The sequence below is a fragment of the Pelagerythrobacter marinus genome (assembly GCF_034375205.1).
Taxonomy (GTDB): Bacteria; Pseudomonadota; Alphaproteobacteria; order Sphingomonadales; family Sphingomonadaceae; genus Pelagerythrobacter; species Pelagerythrobacter marinus.
Map to the genome: position 1 here is coordinate 642,474 of NZ_CP139719.1, position 24,276 is coordinate 666,749.

At 68.0% G+C, this 24,276-nt stretch carries 21 protein-coding genes and 1 pseudogene; 13 read left to right on the plus strand and 9 right to left on the minus strand.

The genetic code is table 11. The annotated features are described in order from the left end of the window. Positions 1 to 282, plus strand: a complete 282-nt coding sequence (locus T8T98_RS02940; RefSeq protein ID WP_251104100.1) for a hypothetical protein — start codon at positions 1 to 3, stop codon at positions 280 to 282. On the opposite strand, the gene T8T98_RS02945 is transcribed toward T8T98_RS02940, so the two are convergent. From T8T98_RS02945 to T8T98_RS02970, 6 genes are all read right to left on the minus strand, one after another. Then, complete coding sequence (locus T8T98_RS02945) at positions 279 to 1,322, minus strand: sodium:calcium antiporter (RefSeq protein WP_251104099.1); 1,044 nt, start codon at positions 1,320 to 1,322, stop codon at positions 279 to 281. The genes T8T98_RS02940 and T8T98_RS02945 overlap by 4 nt on opposite strands. Before the next feature lie 3 nt (positions 1,323 to 1,325). Next, positions 1,326 to 2,054: a ZIP family metal transporter gene (locus tag T8T98_RS02950; protein WP_160732127.1), complete on the minus strand. Its 729-nt coding sequence runs from the start codon at positions 2,052 to 2,054 to the stop codon at positions 1,326 to 1,328. A gap of 21 nt (positions 2,055 to 2,075) precedes the next feature. Further along, complete coding sequence (locus T8T98_RS02955; protein ID WP_251104098.1) at positions 2,076 to 4,478, minus strand: membrane-bound PQQ-dependent dehydrogenase, glucose/quinate/shikimate family; 2,403 nt, start codon at positions 4,476 to 4,478, stop codon at positions 2,076 to 2,078. 119 nt (positions 4,479 to 4,597) lie between these two features. Continuing rightward, positions 4,598 to 5,767: an acyl-CoA dehydrogenase family protein gene (locus T8T98_RS02960; protein WP_251104097.1), complete on the minus strand. Its 1,170-nt coding sequence runs from the start codon at positions 5,765 to 5,767 to the stop codon at positions 4,598 to 4,600. Positions 5,768 to 5,784: 17 nt separating this feature from the next. Continuing rightward, positions 5,785 to 6,654: an alpha/beta fold hydrolase gene (locus T8T98_RS02965; RefSeq protein WP_160732129.1), complete on the minus strand. Its 870-nt coding sequence runs from the start codon at positions 6,652 to 6,654 to the stop codon at positions 5,785 to 5,787. 16 nt (positions 6,655 to 6,670) lie between these two features. After that, on the minus strand, positions 6,671 to 7,939 hold the full coding sequence (locus T8T98_RS02970; protein WP_251104096.1) for an acetyl-CoA C-acetyltransferase: 1,269 nt from the start codon (positions 7,937 to 7,939) through the stop codon (positions 6,671 to 6,673). Between the two features lie 101 nt (positions 7,940 to 8,040). On the opposite strand from T8T98_RS02970, the gene T8T98_RS02975 reads away from it, so the two are divergent. The 4 genes and pseudogenes from T8T98_RS02975 to T8T98_RS02985 all read left to right on the plus strand — a co-directional run bounded on the left by T8T98_RS02975 (position 8,041) and on the right by T8T98_RS02985 (position 11,140). Continuing rightward, positions 8,041 to 8,802 carry a crotonase/enoyl-CoA hydratase family protein gene (locus T8T98_RS02975; protein WP_251104095.1) on the plus strand — a complete coding sequence of 254 codons (762 nt, stop codon included), beginning with the start codon at positions 8,041 to 8,043 and terminating at the stop codon, positions 8,800 to 8,802. Between the two features lies 1 nt (position 8,803). After that, entirely contained in the window at positions 8,804 to 9,952 is a 1,149-nt protein-coding gene (locus tag T8T98_RS02980; RefSeq protein WP_251104094.1) for a CaiB/BaiF CoA transferase family protein, read from the plus strand. A gap of 57 nt (positions 9,953 to 10,009) precedes the next feature. Beyond that, positions 10,010 to 10,294: pseudogene (locus tag T8T98_RS16315) on the plus strand (acyl-CoA dehydrogenase family protein); the annotation flags it as partial. A 78-nt stretch (positions 10,295 to 10,372) separates the two neighbouring features. Next, positions 10,373 to 11,140 carry an acyl-CoA dehydrogenase family protein gene (locus T8T98_RS02985; protein ID WP_407675114.1) on the plus strand — a complete coding sequence of 256 codons (768 nt, stop codon included), beginning with the start codon at positions 10,373 to 10,375 and terminating at the stop codon, positions 11,138 to 11,140. Between the two features lie 57 nt (positions 11,141 to 11,197). On the opposite strand, the gene ribB is transcribed toward T8T98_RS02985, so the two are convergent. Beyond that, complete coding sequence (gene ribB, locus T8T98_RS02990) at positions 11,198 to 12,478, minus strand: 3,4-dihydroxy-2-butanone-4-phosphate synthase (protein WP_251104092.1); 1,281 nt, start codon at positions 12,476 to 12,478, stop codon at positions 11,198 to 11,200. Between the two features lie 212 nt (positions 12,479 to 12,690). On the opposite strand from ribB, the gene T8T98_RS02995 reads away from it, so the two are divergent. Beyond that, positions 12,691 to 13,365 carry a response regulator transcription factor gene (locus T8T98_RS02995; RefSeq protein WP_407675070.1) on the plus strand — a complete coding sequence of 225 codons (675 nt, stop codon included), beginning with the start codon at positions 12,691 to 12,693 and terminating at the stop codon, positions 13,363 to 13,365. A 103-nt stretch (positions 13,366 to 13,468) separates the two neighbouring features. On the opposite strand, the gene T8T98_RS03000 is transcribed toward T8T98_RS02995, so the two are convergent. Both T8T98_RS03000 and T8T98_RS03005 read right to left on the minus strand, forming a co-directional pair. Then, the gene (locus tag T8T98_RS03000; protein WP_251104091.1) at positions 13,469 to 16,150 is read right to left on the minus strand and encodes a TonB-dependent receptor domain-containing protein; all 2,682 of its coding nucleotides are present in this window, start codon (positions 16,148 to 16,150) and stop codon (positions 13,469 to 13,471) included. A gap of 115 nt (positions 16,151 to 16,265) precedes the next feature. Beyond that, the gene (locus tag T8T98_RS03005) at positions 16,266 to 17,831 is read right to left on the minus strand and encodes a hypothetical protein (protein ID WP_251104090.1); all 1,566 of its coding nucleotides are present in this window, start codon (positions 17,829 to 17,831) and stop codon (positions 16,266 to 16,268) included. A gap of 270 nt (positions 17,832 to 18,101) precedes the next feature. On the opposite strand from T8T98_RS03005, the gene T8T98_RS03010 reads away from it, so the two are divergent. The 7 genes from T8T98_RS03010 to T8T98_RS03040 all read left to right on the plus strand — a co-directional run bounded on the left by T8T98_RS03010 (position 18,102) and on the right by T8T98_RS03040 (position 24,274). Continuing rightward, a complete protein-coding gene (locus tag T8T98_RS03010) occupies positions 18,102 to 18,461 on the plus strand; it encodes a hypothetical protein (protein ID WP_251104089.1) in 360 nt (119 codons plus the stop codon). Positions 18,462 to 18,643: 182 nt separating this feature from the next. Continuing rightward, positions 18,644 to 19,285: a lytic transglycosylase domain-containing protein gene (locus tag T8T98_RS03015; RefSeq protein WP_251104088.1), complete on the plus strand. Its 642-nt coding sequence runs from the start codon at positions 18,644 to 18,646 to the stop codon at positions 19,283 to 19,285. A 6-nt stretch (positions 19,286 to 19,291) separates the two neighbouring features. Further along, positions 19,292 to 19,594, plus strand: a complete 303-nt coding sequence (locus T8T98_RS03020; protein WP_251104087.1) for a TrbC/VirB2 family protein — start codon at positions 19,292 to 19,294, stop codon at positions 19,592 to 19,594. A gap of 1 nt (position 19,595) precedes the next feature. Then, complete coding sequence (locus T8T98_RS03025) at positions 19,596 to 19,880, plus strand: type IV secretion system protein VirB3 (RefSeq protein ID WP_160732139.1); 285 nt, start codon at positions 19,596 to 19,598, stop codon at positions 19,878 to 19,880. Positions 19,881 to 19,905: 25 nt separating this feature from the next. Continuing rightward, positions 19,906 to 22,344 carry a VirB4 family type IV secretion/conjugal transfer ATPase gene (locus tag T8T98_RS03030; protein ID WP_251104086.1) on the plus strand — a complete coding sequence of 813 codons (2,439 nt, stop codon included), beginning with the start codon at positions 19,906 to 19,908 and terminating at the stop codon, positions 22,342 to 22,344. Continuing rightward, on the plus strand, positions 22,341 to 23,504 hold the full coding sequence (locus T8T98_RS03035; protein WP_160732141.1) for a type IV secretion system protein: 1,164 nt from the start codon (positions 22,341 to 22,343) through the stop codon (positions 23,502 to 23,504). Before T8T98_RS03030 ends, T8T98_RS03035 begins: the two co-directional genes overlap by 4 nt. After that, a complete protein-coding gene (locus T8T98_RS03040; RefSeq protein ID WP_160732142.1) occupies positions 23,501 to 24,274 on the plus strand; it encodes a TrbG/VirB9 family P-type conjugative transfer protein in 774 nt (257 codons plus the stop codon). The genes T8T98_RS03035 and T8T98_RS03040 overlap by 4 nt, the downstream gene beginning before the upstream one ends. Positions 24,275 to 24,276 lie beyond the last annotated feature (2 nt).

Genomic DNA, 24,276 nt, shown 5'->3' on the forward strand with positions numbered 1-24,276 from the left:
ATGAACCCGCAATTCTTCAACCGGCTGGACTGGGTCGTGCTGGGCGGCGCCTTCGCGATCTGGGCGGCGCATTTCATGGTCGCCTGGTCGATCAGTTCGATCTTTCCCGGCCAGCGGATCGTGCTGTGGCTGGTCGCCGCGCTGACGCTGGCCTCGCTCGGCGCGCTGGCCGCGCTGTGGCGCTGGCGCAAGGTCGAAGGCGCGGTGTCGGTCGCCGGCCTCGCGATCGTGCTGGCGGCCGCGGGCGTCGTCTATGATTTCCTGCCCGCCCTGATGGCCTAGGCCGAAACGATCCCGCCCAGGATCGCGGCCATTCCCGAGACATAGACGACCAGGACGGCAATGCTGTCGTACCCCATGCGCAGCTTCGCCTTGTCGCGCCGTTCGACCAGGCCGATCATGATCAGCGCGGTCAGCAGCACCCCGATCAGCGCCGCTGTCATCGATGCGCGGTCCACCTGCTGCAGCACGGGCGGCCCGGGATCGAGCATGTCCACCAGCAGGATCAGGACGACGTCGAACATGTTGCCGCCCAGGATGTCGCCGATCGCCAGTTCCGCCCGGCGCAGGCGCACCGCGGCAATGGCGGTGCTCAGCTCGGGAAGCGAAGTGGCCAGCGCCAGCAGGGTCAGCCCCATGATGCCGGTATCGGTGCCGGTCTGTTCGGCCAGGCCTTCGGCGGCGAGCGTCACCACCGTGCCCCCTGCGAAGATCGCCGCTGCGGCCAAGGCAATCGCCAGCGCCAGCCGCATGTTGCCGATCGCGGGCCGCTCGATCGCCTCCTGCTCGACGCGCGCCTCGGTCGCCGGGACCCAGCCGCCCGCCGCAACCTCGCGGTTCAGTTGCGAGAGGCTGAGGACATAGACCGCCGCGATCAGCACCGGGAAGAAGCCGACGCTGCCCAGCGGCAGTTCCCAGTCGCCGATCATCACCCCGATCGCGGCCAGGACCAGCAGGACGATGCTGATCCCGGCATTGAGGATCGTGCGCGTGCCCGGGACCATGCTGGTCAGCGCACCCTTGCCCACGAACAGGTCGGCCAGCGCGATCACCACGACCTGGAAAGCGATCCCGCCCAGCAGGTTGTTGACCGCCATCGCCGGGTTGCCCGACAGCGTGGCGACCGTCGTGGTCGAGATCTCGGGCAGCGAAGTGACCGCGCCCAGCAGGAGCACGCCGATCACGGCCTGCTCTATCCCCGAGCGTTGCGAGACCTCGTCCGCATAGCGGGCCAGCCGCGCGCCGGCGAACCATACGGTGGCGGCCCCGGCGATAAACAGGGCTGCAAGCCAGACGACCGGCAGGCTGGTCAGGTCGGGCACGGTTCAGGCCCCGAGATAGGCGGACATCAGCATCAGCAGAACGAAGCCGGCGGCAAAGGCCGGGCTGGAAAGCTTGCGCGAGGTGCCGGGGGCATCGGCCTCGGGCACCAGGTCCTCGATCGTCGCGGTCAGCAGCAGCCCGGCGAAGAGCGCGAGGACGAAGCCCGAAAGCGCGGCGCTCGCCCCGTCGAGCACGAGGAACCCGGCCAGCGCACCCGACAGGGGGGCGAGGGGGAAGGCGAGGGCGGCGAACAGCCGCTTGCGCCCGGCGACATTGCCCGATCGCAGCGCCGCCGCGATCGCGAAACCCCCGGGCAGGTTGCCGAGGACCTGCGATGCGGCGAGCAGGAGGCCGAGATCGGCGGCGACCGCGCTCCCGCCCCCGGTCATCAACCCGTCGGTGAACATGTCGACCGCGATCGCGGTATAGGCGCCCCAGACGAAGGCGCCTGAACCCTGCCCGCCGCCGCGCACGCGGCGGCTGAGCCGGACGAGCAGGACGGAAACGAGCGCGCCGACGACGATGGCGATGGCCAGTATCCAGATCGCTGCCCGATCCTGCGCGCGGGGCACCAGCTCGATCGCCGCGACGGCGGTCGCGATCCCCGCCGCCATGTGCAGCGCCGCGCCGGTCAGCCAGGGCGGCGGCTTGCGCCATTCCGCAAGGCCGAAGCCGGCCAGGTTGCCCGCCGCCGGCAGGAGGGCGAGGAGGAGCGCGGTCGTCAGCGTCATGCGGCCCGGCCCGTCGCGGCTCTATTCGGCCGGAAGGGCATAGGCGATCAGTTCATCGCCCACCGGCGTTTCCATGAAATGGTGCCCGCCGGCCATGACGACCACGTATTGCCGGCCGTTCGCCGCGTAAGTGATCGGGGTGGCCTGGCCGCCCGCCGGCAGGACGTCCTGCCACAGCGTCTCCCCCGTTCGCAGGTCGATGGCGCGAAACAGGTTGTCGGTCGTCGCGGCGATGAAGACCAGTCCGCTGGCGGTGACCACGCTGCCGCCATTGTTGGGCGTCCCGATATCGAGCGGCAGCATCGAAGGGATGCCGAAAGGCCCGTTGCGGCGCGCGGTGCCGAACGGCCGGTCCCAGATCGTTTCGCCCGTGCGCAGATCGATCGCGCGGATGCCGCCATAGGGCGGTTCCTTGCACAGCAGGCCGGTGAAGGGCAGGCGCCACCCGGCGTTGACGTCGATCGCGTAAGGCGCGCCCATCTGCGGGTCGCCCGCGCCTTCCGCGCCGCCGCCCATCGCCCCGCCGCGGGCCGAGCCGCGCGGGGTCCAGCCCTTCGCATTCGCCTCGTCGCGCGGCACGAGCCGGTTGTAATTGGGCATGTCGTTGTAATTGGCCACGATCACGCCGCGCACCGGGTCGATCGCGATTCCGCCCCAGTCGGACCCGCCGTTATAGCCCGGGTACTGGATCCAGCGCCGGCTGGCGGTGGGGGGCGTGTATATCCCGTCGTAGGCCGCGCGGCGGAACTGGATGCGGCAGGCGAGCTGGTCGAGCGGCGACATGCCCCACATGTCGCGTTCCTCCAGCCGCGGCCGGGCCAGCGTGTGGAACAGCGAAAACGGCTGGGTCGCCGTCCGTTCGGCCGGCTCCACTCCGCCCTGGGGCACGGGTCGTTCCTCGGCCTCGGTCAGCAGTTCGCCGGTGCGCCGATCGAGGACGTAGATATCGCCCTGCTTGCTGGCGAGGACGACTGCGGGAACCCCGCCCGGAAGATCGATCAGCGTCGGCTGCGAGCCGAGGTCGTAATCCCAAACGTCCTTGTAGACCGTCTGGAAATGCCACCGCGGGCGCCCCGTTTCGGCATCGAGCGCCACCAGCGCGGTGGCGTAACGGTTCTCCGCCTCGCTGCGGCCGGTGCTGTAGTAGTCGCCGGCCGAATTGCCCATCGGCAGGTAGACGAGGCCCAGTTCCTCGTCGGCAGAGGCCATCGTCCACATGTTCGGCGTGCCGCGGCTGTACATGCCGTCGCCTTCGGGGCGGCCGGTTCGTTCGGGCGCGTTCATGTCCCAGGCCCAGGCCAGCTCCCCGGTCTCGACGTCGAATGCCTGGATGACGCCCGAGGGGGCATCGAGCTTCTGCCCGTCGAGCACCTGGTGGCCGGTCACGATATTGCCGCGCACGATGACAGGGGGCGAGGTGATCGAAACCATGCCGGGCACGACCGGCCCCATCCCCTGCGTGATATCGACCGATCCGCCGTCGCCGAAGCCGGCGCAGGGCCGGCCGGTGCGCGCGTCCACCGCCATGATCCGGGCATCGAGCGTGCCCTGGATCACCCGGCTGGCGCAGGGTGCCGCCGGGTCGCCGCCGTCGGCCCGGTGATAGGCGACCCCGCGGCAGGCGGCGGTATAGGGGATCCAGTCTTCCGAGACGCCGGGATCGTGGCGCCAGATCTCGCGCCCGGTCGCCGCGTCGAGCGCGATCAGGATATTGGTGGCGGAACACAGGAACAGCCGGTCTCCGATCTTGAGCGGGGTCGTTTCGGCGCCATAGCTGTTGTCGTTCATGTCGGCGGGCAGGTCGCGCGTGTGGGCGACCCATGCGCGTTCGAGCCGGTCGACGTTTTCCGGCGTGATCTGGGCGAGGGTGGAATAACGCTGCGCCTCGGCCGTGCCGCCATAGGCGGTCCATTCGGCGCCGGCGGCGGGAAATTCCCCGCTGCCGGCGAAGTCGGCCGCGGGCAGGGCGCGCACGGTCCTTTCGCCCGACTGGGCGACGAGGAAGAACCCGCCCGCCACCAGGGCAAGCGCGACGGCCGCGAGTCCGCCGGCGCCGAGCCAACCGAACGGGCGGCGGTGCATGAGCGGCGCGACGAGGACGACGAGCAGCAGCAGCACTGCCGGGCCGACGATGCGCGGTACCAGGGCCCACGCGTCGAGGCCCGTTTCCCACAGCGCCCAGGCAACGGTAGCGAGGAAGACCAGCACGTAGAGCGCGACGCCGGCGATCCGGCCGCGCGCGATCAGGATACCGCTGGCGGCGACCGCGAGCCCCGCCAGCAGGTAGTAGATCGAACCGCCCAGCGCGGCGAGCCAGGCGCCGCCGGCGAAGAGCGCCAGCCCGACAAGGGCGAGCAGGATGCCCAGCACGATCGCGGGCCAGCGCGGCCAGCCGCGGTGCCCGGCAGTGGTGGTGGCGTCCATCGTTCGCATCCTCCTTGCCCGGGAGGTTCGCGCGCCTGCGCGGCGGCCATCGGCGCCCGCGTCACGCGCCCCCGGTTAGGGTAATGAGCGCGGGAGGAGGCGGTTCCGCGGGGTGCGGATCAATAGCTGCGCGGCATGCCGAGGACGTGCTCGGCGAGATAGGACAGGATCAGGTTGGTGGAGATCGGCGCGACCTGGTAGAGGCGCGTCTCGCGGAACTTGCGCTCGATGTCGTATTCCTCGGCGAAGCCGAACCCGCCGTGCGTCTGGATGCAGGCATTGCCCGCCTCCACCGATGCATCGGCGGCGAGCATCTTGGCCATGTTGGCTTCCGCCCCCATCGGCTTGCCCGCTTCGTAGAGGCGGGCGGCCTCGTGCACCATCAGTTCCGCCGCGCGCATGTTGGCGTAAGCGCGGGCGATGGGGAAGGCGACGCCCTGGTTCGCGCCGATCGCGCGGCCGAACACCCGGCGTTCCCCGGCATAGGCCGCGGCCTTGCGGATGAACCACTTGGCATCGCCGACGCATTCGGCCGCGATCAGCGAGCGTTCGGCGTTCATGCCCGACAGTATATAGCGGAAGCCCTTGCCTTCTTCGCCGACCAGCGCGCTTGCCGGGATGCGCATGTTGTCGAAGAACACCTCGGTCGTGGCGTGGTTCATCATCGTACGGACGGGGCGGATGGTCAGCGACTTGCCCGCCACTTCGCGCATGTCGACGATGAAGGTGGAAAGGCCGTCGGTCTTCTTCGCCGCCTGTTCGCGCGGGGTCGTGCGCGCCAGCAGCAGCATCAGGTCCGAATGTTCGGCCCGGCTGGTCCAGATCTTCTGCCCGTTGACGACATATTCGTCCCCATCGCGCACCGCGGTCGTGCGCAGCGCGGTGGTGTCGGTGCCGCTGGTCGGCTCCGTAACGCCGAAGGCTTGCAGGCGCAGCTCCCCGCTGGCGATCCGGGGCAGGTATTCGCGTTTCTGTTCTTCCGATCCGTGCCGCAGGATCGTGCCCATGATGTACATCTGCGCGTGGCATGCGCCGCCGTTGCACCCTTCGGCCTGGATCGTTTCGAGGATCGCCGCGGCCGCCGAAAGGCCCAGGCCCGAACCGCCGTATTCCTCCGGGATCAGGACCGACAGCCAGCCCGCCTCGGTCAGCGCGGCGACGAATTCGCTCGGGTATTCGCGCGCGGCGTCCAGCCGCCGCCAGTATTCGCCGGGAAACTGCGCGCACAGGCGGCGCACGCCTTCGCGGATCTCGGGGAAATCCTCGCTGTCGTAAGGGCTCAGGTCCATGGGCTATTTGCGCGCGATCACAGGAACGCGCGCAGTTCCTCCAGGAAATCGGGGAAACGGTCGTGGTGGACCCAGTGCCCGGCGTTGTCGTAGGCGCTGACGGCGGCGTTGCGGAAATGCCGGATGCGCCCGTCCTTCTCCGGGTTCGAAGCCCAGCTGTCGTTGCCGTAGATCAGGCGCGTCGGGCACTCGATCCGCTGCCACAGCGCCTCGATCTGCGGGTAGGGCATGTCTTCGGGCGGCCAGGCGTGGAGGTGCGGATCGAACTTCCAGCTGAAGGTCCCGTCCTCGTTGCGCATCACCGCGTGCTGCGTCAGGTGAAGCGCCTGTTCCTTCGACAGGTAGCTGTTCGCCTCGTGCATTCGCGCCAGGGCATCGTCGAACGTCGCATAGCGCCGCGGCTGGCGCGCGGCGGCGTCGCGTTTCTTGTCGAAATATTCGCCCCAGATCGCCTCCGGCCCCAGCGCGTCGCGTTCGGCCTGCCGTTCGGGCGAGGGGCCGAGCCCCTCGATGGCGACGATCTTGCGGACCTTGTCGGGGTAAAGGCCGGTGAAACGCAGCGCGACATTGCCGCCCAGCGAATGGGCGACGATGGTGACTGGGGCCAGGTCGTTGAGCAGCACGAGCTGGGCCAGGTCGAAGACATAGCCCATGACCGGGTAATAACCGGTCCGGCTCCACCCGCTGTCGCCGTGCCCGCGCAAGTCGGGGCAGATGACGTGCCAGTCTTCGCGCAGCGCCTTGGCCGTCCAGTCCCAGCTGCGGCAGTGATCGCGCCCGCCGTGAAGCAGGATCAGCGGCGGTGCCTCCGGGTTGCCCCAGTCGGCGTAGTGAAGCTTCGTGCGCTGCGAGATGTAGCTGCGCGATACGGGTCCGATCAGGTCCATGGGCCTTGCGCTATCCTCAATCCACGAAGTCGTCGACCCGTTCGATCACGATGGCAGGGGCCATGCCGCCGGCGGCGCACATGGTGACGAGCGCATAGCGGCCGCCGATCCGCTCCAGTTCGTCCAGCGCGGTGCCGATCAGGATCGAACCGGTCGCGCCGATCGGGTGGCCCAGCGCGATCGCCCCGCCGTTGACGTTCACCTTGTCTTCCGGAAGGTCGAGATCGCGGATGAACTTGGCCGCGACGACGGCAAACGCCTCGTTGATTTCCCACAGGTCGATGTCGTCCTTGGCAAGGCCCGCCTTGGCGAGGACCTTCTTCGCCGCGGGAACCGGCGCGTTGAGCATCAGGGTCGGATCGTCGCCCTGGTTCGCGGTTGCGACGATCCGCGCGCGCGGCTTCAGCCCGTGGGCCCGGGCATAGTCCTTGCCCGCCAGCAGCACTGCCGCCGCGCCATCGACCACGCCGGAGCTGTTGCCCGCGTGGTGGAAATGACGGATTTCGAGATCGGGATATTTCTGGTTGATCAGGCCGGCGAACGTCGTCCCCTGCGCGTCGAGCGGGGTCCGGGCGATCTTCTCGAAGCTGGGCTTTAGCTCTGCCAGCCCTTCGGCCGTCGTCTGCGGACGGGGAAATTCCTCCCGCTCCAGCACGACGTTACCGTCGGCATCGGTCACCGCAACCAGCGACTTGTCGAACCGCCCCTCTTCGATCGCGCGCGCTGCATTGCGCTGGCTGCGCAGGGCGAGCGCGTCGAGCTCCTCGCGGGTGAACCCTTCGATCGTCGCGATGGCATCGCCGCACACCCCCTGGTGGCTCTGCGGATGGACCTGGCGCAGCCGGTCGTTGCCCGACCCCATGCCCAGCGGCATGATCCCGGCCTGCATCTCCTCCTGCATCGAGCTTGCGGTGTAGCTCATCATCTCGGTGCCGCCGGCGACAACGAGGTCGGCCATCCCGCTCATCACCTGCGCCGCGGCGAGGTTCACGCTGGTGATCCCGCCGCCGCAGAACCGGTCGAGCGTCATGCCCGAACTGGTCACGTCGTACCCTGCGTCGAGCGCGGCCATGCGGCCCAGATCGCCGCCCTGCTTGCCCTTCTGCGTGCTGGTGGACCAGATCACGTCGTCGACGTCTTTCGTGTCGAGCGAATTGCGCTGCGCGATCGCTTCCAGCACGGTCGCGGCCAGGTGCTGCGGATGCATGTGCGCCAGCGCGCCCTTGCCGACTTTGCCGACGCCGCGCGGGGTCCGCACCGCATCGATGATATAGGCCTCTGGCATCGCGGCAAACTCTCCTCTCTTATCGGAATCGGGTTGACGCATGCGTAAGGCTTGGTCAGCAAGGGCACAAGAACAGTTTCGATAAGAAATGGAGTGAGAGGATGAGCGAGGAGATCCTGACCGAGGTGCGCGACGGCGTACTGATCGTCACCATCAACCGGCCCGATGCGAAGAACGCGATGAACAAGGCCGCGGCCGAAGGGATCGCCGCGGCGATGGACCGGCTGGATGCGGAGGACGACCTGCGGGTCGGCGTGCTGACGGGTGCGGGCGGGACCTTCTGCTCCGGCATGGATCTCAAGGGTTTCCTGCGCGGCGAGTCGCCGATGATCGAGGGGCGCGGCTTCGGCGGCGTCGTCCAGGCTCCGCCCAGGAAGCCGCTGATCGCCGCGGTCGAAGGTTATGCGCTTGCCGGCGGGCTGGAGCTGATGATCGCCTGCGACCTGGTGGTTGCCAGCGCCGGGGCGCAATTCGGCATTCCCGAGGTGAAGCGCGGGCTGGTCGCGGCCGCCGGCGGGGTGATGATGCTGCCCGACCAGATCCCCGAACGGATCGCGATGGAACTGGCGCTGACCGGCGATTTCATCGATGCCGCGCGCGCATACGAACTGGGCCTGATCAACCGCGTCGCCGATGGCAGCGCGCTCGACGCCGCGCTCGAACTGGCGGCGCGGATCGCCGCCAACGGCCCGCTGGCCGTGCGCGTTTCGAAGCAGATCGTGCGCGAATCGCGCGCCTGGCCGATGGAAGAGCGCTATGATCGGCAGGGCGCGCTGATCGGCCCGGTCTTCGTCAGCGAGGATGCGCGCGAAGGCGCCGCCGCCTTTGCCGAGAAGCGCAAGCCCAACTGGAAGGGCAAGTAGGATGGCCGGCCCGCTGAACGGGCTGCGCATCGTGGAGTTCGCAGGCATCGGCCCGGGGCCGTTCTGCGGCATGATGCTGGCCGACCACGGCGCCGAAGTGATCCGCATCGACCGCGCCAGCGGCTCGCGCGGCGGCTCGCAGCCGGTGACGAGCAAGGACGTGTTGGCCCGCGGGCGTAACTCGGTCGCAATCGACCTCAAGAGCGCGGAGGGCGTCGCCCTGGCGCGGCGGCTGTGCGCGAGCGCGGACGGGCTGATCGAGGGTTTCCGTCCCGGCGTGATGGAACGCCTGGGCCTGGGACCGGACGAGCTGCTGGGCGACAATCCGAAGCTCGTCTACGGTCGGATGACCGGCTGGGGCCAGACCGGCCCCTACGCCCCCTATGCCGGGCACGACATCAATTACATCGCGCTCGCCGGTGCGCTGGCCCATTTCGGGCGCGCGGGCGGCAAGCCGACCCCGCCGATCAACATGGTCGGCGATTTCGGGGGCGGGGGCATGATGCTCGCCTTCGGCATGGTCAGCGCCCTGTTGAACGTGGCGCGCGGCGGGCAGGGGCAGGTGATCGATGCCGCGATGACCGACGGCACGGCCGTGCTGATGGCGATGATCCACGGGATGAAGAACATGGGCGTCTGGTCGGAAGATCTCGGCGCCAACATGCTCGATACCGGGGCGCACTTCTACGACACGTACGAAACGCGCGACGGCAAGTACGTTTCGATCGGCAGCATCGAGCCGCAGTTCTACGCCGAGCTGCGCCGCATCGCCGGGCTGGAGAACGATCCCGAGTTCGATGCCCAGCACGACCGCGCGCGCTGGGGCGCGCTGAAGGACAAGCTGGCCGCGCTGTTCAAGACAAAGACGCGCGACGAATGGGACGCGCTGATGGAACATACCGACATCTGCTATGCCCCCGTCCTGAGCATGAGCGAGGCGGCCCGTCATCCCCACAACGTCGCACGCGAGGCTTTCGTAGAGGTAGGCGGCGACATCCAGCCCGCCCCCGCGCCGCGTTATTCGCACACCGCGCCGGCCACCCCGCCGCCCGCGCCCCTGCCGGGCGACGACAGCGACGCTATCCTGCAATCGCTCGGCCTCGATGCCGGGGAAATCGCTGGCCTGCGCGACAGCGGCACCGTCGCCTGACCGTTTCGAGAGGAGAAACCCCCAATGCCCGTAATCGACGTTCCCGATCCCGAATTCATGCAGGACGAGGAGATCGCCGTCTTCCGCGATGCGGTCGGCAAGTTCTTCGAACAGCACGCCCCGGCCAAGCGGGTCGAGAGCTGGCGCGAGAATGGCCAGGTCGATCGCGAGTTCTGGCAGGAAGCCGGCGCGGCCGGCATCCTGGGGATGACCGTGCCGGAGGAATACGGGGGGCACGGCGGCGATTTCCGCCACGACCTCGTCGTGCTCGACCAGCAGGCGGCAAAGGAAGTCGATGGCTTCGCCAGTTCGCTCCATAACGTCATCATCCTGCCCTACATCGTCCGCCACGGGACCGAGGAGCAGAAGAAGCGCTGGCTGCCGCGGCTCGTCTCGGGCGAACTGATCAGCGCGATCGCGATGACGGAGCCGGGCGTCGGGTCCGACCTGCAGAACGTCGCGACGACTGCGGTCAAGGACGGCAACGGATACCGGATCAACGGGGCCAAGACGTTCATTTCCAGCGGACAGCTGGCCAACTTCATCGTCGTCGTCGCCAAGACCGATCCGAACGAGCGGGCCAAGGGCATCAGCCTCATGTGCCTGGAGACCGAGGGGGCGGAGGGTTTCCGCCGCGGCAAGAAGCTCGACAAGGTCGGCATGGACGCCGCCGACACCAGCGAGCTGTTCTTCGACGACGTCTTCGTCCCGGCGGACAACGTCCTGGGCGGCCAGGAAGGGCGCGGCTTCTACCAGCTGATGGGCGAATTGCCGCAGGAACGGCTGGTGATCGCGGTCGGCGCGATGAGCACGATCGAGAAGGCGCTCGACACCACGGTCGAATACGTCAAGCAGCGCAAGGCCTTCGGCCAGACGATCTGGGATTTCCAGAACACGCAGTTCGTGCTCGCCGATCTCAAGGCGCGCGGCACGGCGGCCAAGGTCTTCCTCAACGATTGCATCGCCAAGCTGCTGCGGGGCGAGCTGGACGTGACGACGGCCTCGATCGCCAAGTACTGGCTGACCGAACTGCAGGGCGAAGTGGTGGACAAGTGCCTCCAGCTCCACGGCGGCTGGGGCTATATCAACGAATATCCGATCGCGAAGATGTTCCGCGACAGCCGGGTCACCCGGATCTTCGGCGGGTCGAACGAGATCATGAAAATGCTGATCGCGCGTTCGATGTGACGCCGCGCGCCGCCCCGGCGTGCGCCATCGGCGCCCCGGGGCGGAGCTGCCGGCGCCTCAGCCGGGGATCGGTTCGCGCCCGACGACCTTCAGGCCATATCCTTCGAGGCCCACGACAGTCCGCTCGCTGTCGGACATCAGGACCATCTCGCTCACCCCGCGATCGACCAGAATCTGTGCGCCGATGCCGTAATCGCGCAGTTCGCCATCGGGGTGCGGGTGGCGGCCGATTTCGGCCTGCAGCATTTCCGGCCGGTCGGGCATGATGACCACGATCAGGCCCGAACCGCGCTCCCCGATCGCGGCCATCGAGCGTTGCAGCTGACGCTTGCGCGCGCCCGACTGGCCCAGGACGTCGTCGAAGATCGAGATCGCGTGCATCCGCACCAGTGTCGGCTGCTCGGGATCGACATGCCCTTTCTGCAATACCACGTGGGTCGCGCCGGAAACCTTGCTGCGATAGGTCATCGCGCGCCATTCGCCGCCATAGTCGGATTGCAGCGTGCTTTCGCTGACCTGTTCCACCAGGTGATCGTTCCGCAGGCGATAGGCGATGAGATCGCGGATCGTCCCGATCTTCAGGTCGTGGCGGCGGGCGAAGGCGATCAGGTCGTCCATCCGCGCCATCGTGCCGTCTTCGTTCATGATCTCGCAGATCACGCCCGAGGGGTTGAGGCCGGCGAGCCGGGAGATGTCCACCGCGGCCTCGGTATGGCCGGCCCGCACCAGGACGCCGCCGTCGCGCGCGACCAGCGGGAAGACGTGGCCGGGGCTGACGATGTCTTCCGGCCCCTTGCCGGCATCGATCGCCACCGCGATCGTGCGCGCCCGGTCGGCGGCGGAAATGCCGGTCGTCACCCCTTCGCGCGCCTCGATCGAGACGGTGAAGGCGGTCTGCATCGATTCGCGGTTGTTCCGGCTCATCGGCTCGAGTCCGAGGCGTTCGACCCGCTTGCGGTCGAGCGAGAGGCAGATCAGGCCCTTGCCGTGGCTGGCCATGAAGTTGATTGCCGCCGGAGTGGTCATCTGGGCGGGGATGACGAGATCGCCTTCGTTTTCCCGGTCCTCGTCGTCCACGAGGATGAACATGCGCCCGTTGCGCGCCTCGTCGATGATCTCCTCGATCGTGGCGAGGACCGGTCGATCGTCGTTCTCGTGCAGGAAGGCTGCCAGCTTGTCGAGCGTTTCGGAGGTCGGGTTCCAGCCCGCATCGCCGCAATCGCGCAGGGTATTGGGATGAAGGCCGGCCGCGCGGGCGATTCCGGCCCGCGACATGCTGCCCGAAGATACCAGGTCCTGGATCTTCTGCTTGATCGATTTGGCGCTCAGTTCAGACATGACAATGTCGATAAACATTGAAATGTGATTCTGCAAGGCTCCCACGACACGCCGATGTGATTGCGGCTGGCGAACCGGGAGGGCGCACGCTCGCCCGAAGGCCCGGTTCCGCTCCTCCGCTTCCGGGCGAGAATCGACAAGGATCTGTCACCAACCCGTCACAAGAGCGCGGCACGTCTTGCCACCGACTAGGGCAAAGGGGCGAGCCGGGCGTGGGCGTCATCAACATTTTCCTGACCGCAAAGATCGCCGACACGATCGAGGAGCTGGAGCATGACGGCACTCGCTTCGTTTTCGCGCGCCTCCACCCCGAAGGGCCGCGGCAACTGGTCGAAGGGCCGATGTGGGCTTTCGTCGACTGGGTGATGGACGACCTCGCCGGGCTGGAGATGTGCCGCCGGCTGCGCGCCGATCCGCGCACGGCGGATGCCCACGTCACGATGGTGCTCGAAAGCGACGATATCGACGACCGCCGCCGCGCCCTGCGTGCCGGGGCGGACGATTACATGGTCGGCCCGCTCGACCGAAGGGTCGTGCTCGACCGGGTGCTTGCCCTCCAGTCGCACCAGCAACGCCGGCACTCGACCCAGCGGCTCGAGGTGGGCGACCTGACGATCGATCTCGCCGCGCTGCAGGCGCGTTGGGGCGGCACCCCGATCCAGCTGCGGCCCAACGAGTTCCGGCTGCTGCGTTTCTTCGCGGAAAACCCCAACCAGGTCATGTCGCGCGGCGAACTGATTGCCGGGCTGGGCAAGCTGGAGCCGCCGATCGACGAGCGCACGGTCGATGTCTGGATCGGCCGGCTCCGCCGGGCGCTGCGTTCGGCCGGCGCAGACAACCCGCTGCGCACGGTCCGCTCGCTCGGCTACGTCTACGACGCGCCCTGACACGCCGGCCGCCCGCCGCCGCGGCGCGCCATGTTCCGAAGCAACAAGAAAGGCCGCCCCCCGGGGGGAGGCGGCCTTTTAGTGGGTGGAGAAGCCGGGCGGGTCAGAACTCGGTCGAAAGCGACAGCGCGTAGCTCTGGCCTACCTCGTAGGTGTTGATCTCGATCCGGTTGGTGCCGTTCGACTGGTACTCGTAGTGGTCGCGGCCGAAGATGTTGCGCGCTTCCAGCTTGAGTTCGACCGGCAGGCGGAACAGGTTCAGGTCCTGGCGATAGACGAAATCGACGCGCAAGCCCGGGTCTTCGACGATGTCCGGCAGGTTGCCGGTGCCGCGCGCCGTCACCCGCTCGCTGGCGTAGGAGAACAGCACGGTAAACTGCTGCAACCGGTCGAGATCCTCGAGGCCGAACTGCAGGTTCAGCAGGTGGTCCGACTGGCCCGTCAGCGGCACGCCGTCGCGGAAATAGTCGGTCGCCGGCCTTTCGCCCCCCGGGAAGATCTGCGTCGTGTCGTCGTCGCCCACCTCGATCTCGGAATCGGTGAACGTGTAGTTGGCCACCGCCACGAGCCGCTTGGTTTCGAACCAGCCGCCCCAGTCGAGCAGGTCGTGGTTGTACTGGAATTCCAGCTCCGCCCCCTTCAGCGTCGCGCGGGGCGCATTGGCGAAGCTGGCGACCTGCACGTTGTCGGAGAACGACGAGTAGATCTCGATCGGGTTGTCGATCTGCTTGTAGAACCCGGCCAGCGAAACCCGGTTGCCGCGCCCGAAGTAATATTCGAGCCGGGCCTCGTAGTTTTCCAGCTCGCTATCGACGAGGAACGGGTTGCCGTTGAAGCGGCGGCTCGTTTCCGGGTCGTAATAGGTCTGGAAGATCAGCTCGCGGAACTGCGGGCGCGCGATCGTCTTCGAACCGCTGATCCGCGCCTGGAGGGCATCGGTCAGTTCCCAGGTGATCGTCCCGGCCGGCAGGTAGTAATCGTTCGCCAGCAGGGTCGAGCTGCCCGAATTGGTCGGGGTGGCGAAGACTTCCACCGGGTCGACCCGCTGGGTCGCGTCCTCGTAGCGCACGCCGAGGTCGATGGTCAGCCCTTCGACCGGGTTGAGGCGCGACTGGAGATAGCCGGCGTGGATCTCGAGGCCCGCCGCGAAGGCCGGGTCGGACTGGGTCGTCTCGATCAGGCCGATATCGTAGTACTCGATGATCGCGTCGCCCAGCAGCAGGTCCGGCCGCAGCGCGCCGACCGCATCCTCGAAGCCGGAGTCGGCATCGAACAGGAACTCGCGTCGTTCGGAGTAGCGATCGGTATCGGTGTAGGCGTAGCCGGCCGTCAGGCGCAGCCAATCGGTCAGCGCGTAGCCGAGATCGATCCCGCCGTACCAGAGCTCTTCCTTCAGGTTCGAGAACGCGACCGAGGCGCTGCCGCGCTGGCGATCGAGGACGTTGACGAAGATGTCGCCGAGGGGATCGTTCTCGTTGTTCGTGCGGACATAAGTGAAGCTGTATTCGTAGGGCGCCTCGCGCCGGGTCTGCGCGTATCCGCCGCGCAGGTCCACGTCGAGATTGCCGAATTCCAGCTCCGCCACCAGCTGGCTGTCGATCAGCTGGCGTTCGTACCACGCGGTGTCCTGGACGAACTCGGTATCGCCGTCCTGCAAGTCGTCGCCCAGCGAATGCCGCGTCTGCTTCAGCGTGTCGCGGATGTAGAGGTTGGTCCAGCGGAAGCGATGATCGCCCAGCTCGAGCCCGAACCCGAGCAGGCCGTTGACCAGAATGCGGTTGTCGGTGACGAAGTCGCGGAAATCGGTGTCGAGATCGAGGTCCGCATTGATCGCGGTCTGCGCGATGATCGAGCGGTTGCGCCACTTGTTGCTGATACCCGCGGTCGCGATCACGCCGAACTGCCCGTCGGCGAAGACGGGGAACGAGGTGCCGGCCGTCAGCCCGGCAGACCAGTTGACCGGCAGCTCCTCCACTTTCTGGGTGACGACGAGGTTGGGGTTGCCCAGCTGCTTGGCAATCGCCTGCTGGTCGACCTCGAGGTCGCTCATCCGCAGGCCGCTGTCGAAGAACTGCCGCAGCGCGGGCGGTGCATCGCGCGTTCCGTCGTCGAAGCCGAACCAGTCGAAATCCGAACCGTAATAGTCGTTACCGGTGGAAAATGTGGTCTGTTCGTCGCCGCTGATCCCGGCGCTGATTTCCAGGAAGCTTTCGTCGGGGATGGCGCGGGTGGTGAGGTTGATCACGCCGCCGCCGAACTCGCCCGGGAAATTGGCCGAATAGGTCTTCTGCACCAGGCTGGATGCGACCACGTCGGTCGGGAAGATGTCCAGCGGGACCACGCGGCTCAGCGGCTGCGGGCTGGGGAGGGGGAGGCCGTTCAGCAGCGCGAGCGAATAGCGATCGCCGAGGCCGCGGACGTAGACGAAGCCCTGTCCCTGCACCGAAAGGCCGGTGACCCGGCCCAGCGCGCCGGCAATGTCGCCTTCGCCGGTCCGCGCGATCTGCTCGCTGGTCAGGACGGAAACGACCTGGGTCGAGCTGCGCGTCACGTCGCGCGTGCGCCGGCCGGTGACGATGATCTCGCCCCCGCCGCCGGGAATGGAGATTTCCGCTTCCTCCGGCCCCTCGGCCTCGTTCGCCGGGGCGCTGCCGCCTTCGGCATCCGGTGCCCCTTCGGCGCCCGTTCCGGGCGAAGAGACAGTGCCCTGCGCCAGTGCGGCGCCGGGGAAGGTGAGTGCGGTGGTGAGCAAAAGCAGCCCCGCCAACTGCTTGCCGGTGGACATGATGGGAGCCCCCTTCGTCTAGAAGTCCGAAAATCTCGCGGCGGGCCAAGGGCCCGAAAATGGGCGGGGAGGCGGCCCGCCGTGCAGCGAGGCGCCTCCCCCGTCGTTCATCCGATCAGTAGATCGGCAGCGAGGTGCAATCGCCGGTGTTGGTGCCGAAGTCCGCGGTGGCCGAGTTGCAGGTCCAGCCGGCGTACCAGGTGTCGGCATCGTCGCGCACCGCGCCGATGTAGTTGACGTTGTCGAAGAAGCTCGACAGCGCGGTGGGATCGAACGCCGTCACGCCGCTTTCATTCGTGCCGTTCACGAAAGTCATCGCGAGCGTGCTGGTGAAGCTGGCGTTGTTGTTCGATCCGGCGTCGAAGATCGCCTGGGAATCGGCGGCCGATACGCCGTTGCTGCCGTCGCGGAAGCCATTGGCGCAATCCATCACGAACGAATTGAACACCGGCGGCCCGACGTCGTCGAGACCGGCGTTGGCCGCGCGGGTCGTTTCGGTGTCGTCGATGCGGATGCACGGGGTCGAACCGGTCGAGTCGACCAGCACCGAGTTCACGATCGCGTAGTCCGCGCCGCCGCGAATGCGGATCGCCTGATCGCGCGCGGCACCGTTGTAGATGAATGTCGCGTTCGAGATCTGCGTGTTCTGGCGCGGGGTGTTCTCGATGTTGGCGTTCGACGAGTCCGCTTCGATAATCGTGTCGCCGGCATTCGCGCGGCTGATCGCGATCACGTACTGCATGTTGGCCTTGACGCCGGTGTCGGTGTCGAGCGCGTCGTCTTCCGAACCGACCACGATCAGGTTCTTCAGGTTAACGTGGCCGCCGAAGAACTCCACGCCGTCGTCGGAGCTGTTGTAGCTCATGATGTGGCTCAGCTGGGTGCCCGTGCCGGTGCCGCCGGTGGTCAGCGACTGCAGCTCGTTGTCACCCGACAGGACGAAGCCCGAATAGCGGATCTGGACGTAGCGCATCGTGCCCGAGCTGTCGTCTTCGGTCGCGCCGCCGAACAGCGCCGGCTGGGCCGCGCCCTCGACCTGGCGTTCGCAGCCGATGGTGCCCGGGGTCGCGCCCGGTGCCGCGCAGTCGGTCACGGGCGCACGGCCGGCCAGGACCACGCCGCCCCACTGGCCCGACGAGTTGTTGTTGTTCAGGCCCAGCACGTTGTCGCGGCTGGTGAAGATGATCGGCATTTCCTCGGTGCCGACGGCGTTGATCTGGTTGCCGCGGTTGACCATGAGGAACGAGGAACCGCTGGCGTAGAACATCGCGCCCGGTTCGATCGTCAGCGTCACGTCGGTATCGGCGTCCGAGGCGGTCGGGCCGCCATCGGTGCCCACGTCGACCCGGCCGTTCATGTAGTAGAGCAGCCCCTCGACATAGGGCAGGGTCGAGGAAGCATTGAAGCGCGCGGGCAGCTCGCAGATGCGATATTCGCCGGTCGGGCCGCTGATCGTGCCGCCATCGGTAAGCCCCTGCGGGTCGGCGATCGTCGGGCAGCCTGCCGCCGGCGAAACGGTCGCGGGCGGGGGCGGCGGGGGCGGCGGAGGCGGGGGAGGCGACGCCGGCGGGTTGATGATGACGTTGCCGCCGGTGCCCGGCGACGAGATTTCGTCGGCACCGCAGCCGGCCAGGATGGCCAGGCCGCAGCCGAGAACGATGGATCGTTGGATGGTTTTCACAGCGAGCGGTCCCCTCAAAAAACCGAGAATCGATTGGTCGCGAATTCGATATCGCGAGCCGCGAACTAGGACCGTGGCGTGACACTTTCTTTGCAGGATACCGGATTTAGTTGGTGCCAGCTAATATGACTGCATTATGACAAATATGACAAAGTCGGCGGCGGGGGAGTAAAAGATTACCGATCAATGACAGTATGACATTTTAGTTGCAGCCCACCGTCGCGAGGCGCATTATGCCCTGCGTGAACTGACGAAATTGGGAGAGTTACAATGGCTATAGGTTCAGTGATTGCCGGCCTGCTGATGTCCACGCAGGCGGGCGTTGCGCCGGAAGTCGGCTATGACGAGCTCGTCGCCAACCGGAACGAGGCGGCGATTGAGGTCCTCGAGGAATCCGCGATCGAGTCGGACGATCCGGCCCGGCTGATCAACCTCGGCATCGCCTACGCGCGCGCGGGCCGCGAAGAGGATGCGCGTGCGATGTTCCGCGCCGCCGCGCGGAGCGAGACCGGCTTGCGCCTCGAGGTCGCCGGCGGCGACTGGGTCGATTCGCGCGATCTTGCGCGCCGCGCCCTGCGAATGCTGGAACAGGGCGAATTCGCCCCGGCAAGCCGGGTCACGATGCGCTGATCCGGCGGCATCCGCCCGGACGGCGGCGGATGCAGCGAGAATCCCCCGTGGCCCCTCCGCCACAGATCGGATAGATTGCGCCCCAGCCGACTGCGGCGCGTGACGCATTGGTCCGATTCTATCCAACTTGCTGTCACCAGCCTGTCATGTACGGTGCGCAAGGGAGGCGGACGGAGGGTTCGATGATTCTCAAGCGGTCGCCACTGCTCGCCCTCGCGGCTTGCCTGGCGTGGACGGCCGGCCCGGCACGGGCGGACGTCATGGAAATCGATGCGCAGGGCGCACGCTGGATCGCCGGGGCCCTGGTGGGCGCGGCGTCCGGCGACGAAGTGGCTTTGCCCGGTGTTGAAGCGGCCGACATGGTTGCCCTGTCGGCAGACTATGCCCTGCCGGCCGAGGCGGTGGCCGATCCCGCGCGCCATTCGGCGGCGATCCCGCCGCATTACGCGCAGAAGGTCCACGAACTGGCGCGCCGCTTCGACCTGAGCCCGGCGTTGATCGAGGCGCTCGTCTGGCAGGAAAGCCGCTGGCGTCCCGATGCGGTATCGCCCGCCGGCGCGCGCGGCCTGGCCCAGCTCATGCCCGGCACCGCGCGCGAACTGGGCGTCGATCCCGAAGATCCGTTTGCCAACCTGGAGGGCGGGGCGCGCTATCTGCGCGCGCAGCTCGACCGGTTCGATGGCGACCTGGAGAAAGCGCTGGCCGCCTACAACGCCGGGCCCGGGCGGGTCGAGCGCGCCCGCGGCATCCCGAACATCCGCGAAACCCGCAATTACGTGGCGGCCATAATGGGCCGCCTTTCCAACCATTCCCGCGAGGACTGACAGCCGATGCGATCGCTTACCCGTATTCTTGCCCTGACCCTGTTCGCCACCCCGGGCGCCGCCATGGCCCAGCGGGTGGCCGATCCGCAGGGCTCCGGCCCGATCGTGGCCGCGCTCGGCTGGCTCCAGGGCACGCTGCTCGGCAATGTCGCGACCGCGGTCGCGGTCATGGCGGTGGCCGCTGTCGGCTTCCTCATGCTGACCGGCCGGATGAACTGGCGTTTCGGGGCCACTGTCATCATCGGGTGCTTCATCCTGTTCGGCGCGGCCTCGATCGTCGCCGGCATCCAGCAGGCTGCCGGGGGCTGAGGTGGACCAGCTCGTCCGCCACCCCGTCCATCGCGCGCTGACGCGGCCGCAGATGTTCGCGGGCGTGACGTACAACTATTTCATCATCAACGCGGCGGTGACGACCGAGCTGTTCCTGATCACGGGCAGTTTCCTCGCGCTGCCGGCCGCGCTGGTCATTCACGGGGTCGGCTATTTCGCCTGCCTGCGCGAACCGCGCGTGTTCGACCTGTGGATCACGAAAGTCAGCAAGTGTCCGCGGGTCCGCAATTTCAAGCGCTGGGGCTGCAACAGCTACGCGGCGTGAGCGCCTGGAAAGGGTCGATGCAACTATGAGCAAGTGGATCGGAGCCGCCGCCTGGAGCGCCAAGGAAGCGCGCGCCGGCGACCGCCTGCCCTATGCCCGCCTGATCGACGAGAGCACCGCGCTGCTGCGCGACGGATCGGTGATGACGGCGCTCCAGGTCCCGGGCCTGCTGTTCGAGACCGAGGACAGCGACGCGCTCAACGCCCATGCTGCGACGCGCGAGGTCGTTCTGCGTTCGACCCTCGATGCGCGCTTTGTCATGTACCATCACGTGGTGCGCCGGCGGGTCGAGATCGAGCTTGAGGCCGAGTTCGACGACCCGCTCAGCCGCCATATCGATGCCCGGTGGAAGGAACGGCTCGGCTCGGGCGCGCTGTTCGTGAACGACCAGTTCGTGACGCTGATCCGGCGCCCCGCGCGGGGCAAGGCCGGCCTGGCAGAGCGCATGGGCAAGATGTGGAGCCGCAAGGGACGCAAGGAGATCGAGGCCGATCCGAAGGACGTGCGCGCGCTGAAGGCGGCGATCACCGGCCTGGTCGCGGCGCTGCAGGCTTATGGCGCCGCCGTCCTGGGCGACTACGAAAGCGCCCAGGGCAAGACCAACAACGAACTGCTCGAACTGCTCAGCGCGCTCTACAACGGCGAGATGCGCCCGGTGCGCCGGCCGCACGACGATGCCGACATCGGCCACATGCTGCCCTATCGCCGCGCGAGCTTCGGCCTCGACGCGATGGAACTGCGCGGTTCGGGCGCGCCCGACTTCGCGGCGATGCTGAGCCTCAAGGAATATCCCGACGCGACGTCGCCCGGGCTGCTCGATTCGCTGCTGCGCCTGCCGTGCGAGATGATCGTGTCGGAAAGCTACGCCCCGGCCGAACGGCAGACGGCGCGCGAGCGGATGGACCTGGCCCTGCGCCGCCTGCGCTCGGCGGACGAGGAAGCCGCGGCCGAGCGGGCGGACATGCTCGCCGCGCGCGATGCCCTGGGCAACGGGGCGGTCGGCTTTGGCGACCATCACCTGACCGTCCTGGTGCGCGAGCGCGATCTCGCCCGGCTGGACGAGGCGACGGCATCGTGCGCCGCGGCGCTCGCCGATACCGGCGCGATCGCCGTGCGCGAGGATACCAACCTGGAACCGGCCTTCTGGGCCCAGTTCCCGGGCAACGAACAGTATATCGTGCGCCGGGCGATGATTTCCTCGGCCAACATGGCGAGTTTCGGTTCGCTGCACGGCATGGCGCTCGGCCAGGCCCAGGGCAATCACTGGGGCGAGGCGGTGACGCTGCTCCAGACGACCAGCTCCACGCCGTTCTTCTTCAACTTCCACAACGGCGACCTGGGCAATTTCTCGGTCATCGGGCCCTCGGGCTCGGGCAAGACCGTGGTGATGAATTTCCTCGCCGCGCAGGCGCAGAAGTTCAAGCCGCGCACGATCCTGTTCGACAAGGACCGCGGCGGAGAGCTGTTCATTCGCGGGATCGGCGGGCGCTACGACCGGATCACCGCGGGCGAGCCGACCGGTTTCAACCCGCTCGCGCTGCCCGATAGCGCGGGGAACCGGGCCTTCCTGCGCGACTGGCTGGGCGTCCTGCTCAACGCCGAGGGGCCGGAAGAGCTGGCGACGGTCAGCCAGGCGGTCGATGCCGCCTATGGCAACGATCCCTCGCTGCGCCGCCTGCGCCATTTCCGCGAGCTGCTGTCGGGCGCGCGCCGGCCCCAGGCGGGCGACCTGGCCGACCGGCTTTCGGCCTGGATCGGCGAGGGCGAACATGGCTGGCTGTTCGACAATGCGGAGGACCGGCTGGATCTCGCCAGCCGCGTGCTCGGCTTCGACATGACCGCGCTGCTGGAAAATCCCAGGCTGCGCACCCCGGTCATGATGTACCTGTTCCACCGGATCGAGGAGCGGCTGGACGGCAAGCCGACGATGATCCTGATCGACGAAGGCTGGAAGGCGCTCGACGATCCGGTCTTCGCCGCCCGTATTCGCGACTGGCTGAAAACGCTACGGAAGCGCAACGCCCTGGTCGGGTTCGCAACGCAGAGCGCGCGCGATGCGCTGGAAAGCCGCATTTCCACCGCATTGGTGGAGCAGACCGCGACCATGGTGTTCATGCCCAATTCGCGCGCCCGGGCAGAGGATTACTGCGACGGCTTCGGCCTGACCGGTCACGAACTGGCCCTGATCCGCAGCCTGCCGGCGCATAGCCGCTGCTTCCTCGTGCGCCAGAGCGACGCGAGCGTGGTCGTGCGGCTGGACCTGTCGGGCGCGCCCGAAGTGCTGACGATCCTGTCGGGCCGCGAAAGTTCGGTCCGGCGGCTCGACCTCCTGCGCGCCGCGGTCGGCGACGACCCGGCCGAATGGTTCCCGGCGCTCACCGGCCACGGATGGCCCGGCGGCAACGGGGGCGACGACGACGAGATGGCGCAGGGCGACATGCCCTTCCGCCTCGCCGCGGAATGAGCGCGGCCTGCCAGACCGCCGCCGCGGATGCCGGCAGCGGCGTCGCGGCGGCCCTGCGCGCGGTCGACTGCACGGCGGGGGAATTCACCGCGCAGGCTTTCGGCCGCCTCTTCGCGCCGGGCGGCGCGCTGACCCCGGTCCTGACGATCGCTCTGACGCTGTTCGTCGCGCTGTTCGCGATCGCCCTCCTGCTCGGCCGCACGAACCTCGGCGTCAGGTCGCTGACGCCGCGCATGGTCACGCTGGGCCTGGTGGTCACGTTCGCGACCAGCTGGGTCGCTTACCAGAGCGTGGTGTGGAACCTCGCCATCGGCGCCCCGGACTGGCTGGCCAGCGTGCTGGCCGGGACCGACGGCTCGGCGACGGAAGTCTTCGCGCAGAAGATCGACGTCGTGTTCATCGCCGTGCAGCAGGCGACCCAGGGGCAGGAAGATATCGGCGCCTTCTCCCCCGCGGGAATCCTGTGGCTGGGGGCGATGCTGTTCTTGCTGGGGACCGTGGGCGTCCTGGTCACCGCGCGCATCGGGCTGGCGGTGCTGGTCGCCCTTGGGCCCGTCTTCGTCGTCATGGCGCTTTTCAACGGCACACGCGGCCTGTTCACCGGATGGCTGAAGGGCGTGGTCATGCTCGCGCTCACGCCGCTTTTCGCGGTCCTGGGCGGCGGGGTCATGCTGGAACTTGCGGTGCCGATCCTCGCCACCCTCTCGGCCACGCCGGGGCAGGTCGATCCGCAGGCGGCCGTGGCCTTCTTCCTGATCGGCGCGGTCCACGTCGCGCTGATGATCATGGTCATCAAGGTCGCGGGCACGATGGTTTCGGGCTGGCGGGTTTTCGGCCTCGTCCGGGACGACGCGCCGGAGCGGGGCGAGCGGTCCGCCGCGTCCGCCGCGCCGCAACCCGCCGCCGCCCCGGCAGTGCAGGCCGCTGCAGCGCAGGCACCGTCGCAGGGCGGGCAGCGCCGCCTCGCCCTTGCGCCGGCCGGGGCCGGGGTACCGGCCAACGATCCCGGGCCGGCGGCCACGACGAGGCGCGAGACGCGGCTCGTGGCATCGCCTGCAGGGGGACAGACGCAACCGCTCAGCCCCTCGCTTTCGCGCACGAGCGGCATCGGCAGCCGCTTCCGTGCACCGCAGAAACGTATTTCGGAGAAGTCGAAATGAAACGCGTGGCTCTCACCGCGCTGGCGCTCGCCATGGTTTGTGCGCCCGCATCGGCGGGCGATGCGCGCCTGGTCGAAATGCTCTACGACCCCGCGCGGGTCGTCACGATCGAAGGGCGCACGAAAGTCCAGGCCACGATCCAGTTCGGCGAGGACGAGCTGATCGAAAACGTCGCGATCGGGGATTCGGAAGCCTGGCAGGTGACCCCGAACAAGCGCGCGAACCTGCTGTTCGTCAAGCCGCTTGCCCCGACGGCCAAGACCAACATGACGGTGGTGACCAACAGGCGCACCTATCTGTTCGATCTCGTCGCCAGCCCCCGCGCGCGGCCGCTCTACGTGCTGAAGTTCACTTATCCCGAAGAGCCGGAGGAAGAACCGCCGATGCTGGCCGAAAGGCCGAATGCCGTCGAGATGGCGGCGGCGAACGATCCCTATGCGGTGGTCGACCCGGCCGAACTGAACTTCGCCTGGACCGGGCAGGGCGATACGACCCTCCTGCCCGAGCGCACTTACGACGACGGGAACGCCACTTTCCTGACCTGGCCCGCCGGCCGCGCAGTGCCGGCGATTCTCGTGAAAGACCACGAGGGGACGGAAGGGCCGGTCAACTTCACCGTGCGCGGCGACACGATCGTCGTGGACGGCGTCCCGCGCGAGATCGTCCTGCGATCGGGGGATGACAGCGCGGTGCTGACCAATGCCGGGCCGCCACGGCCCGAACGGGCGCGCGGGCAGGCCGCGCTGGCCCAGGCAAGGGAGAACAGGTGATG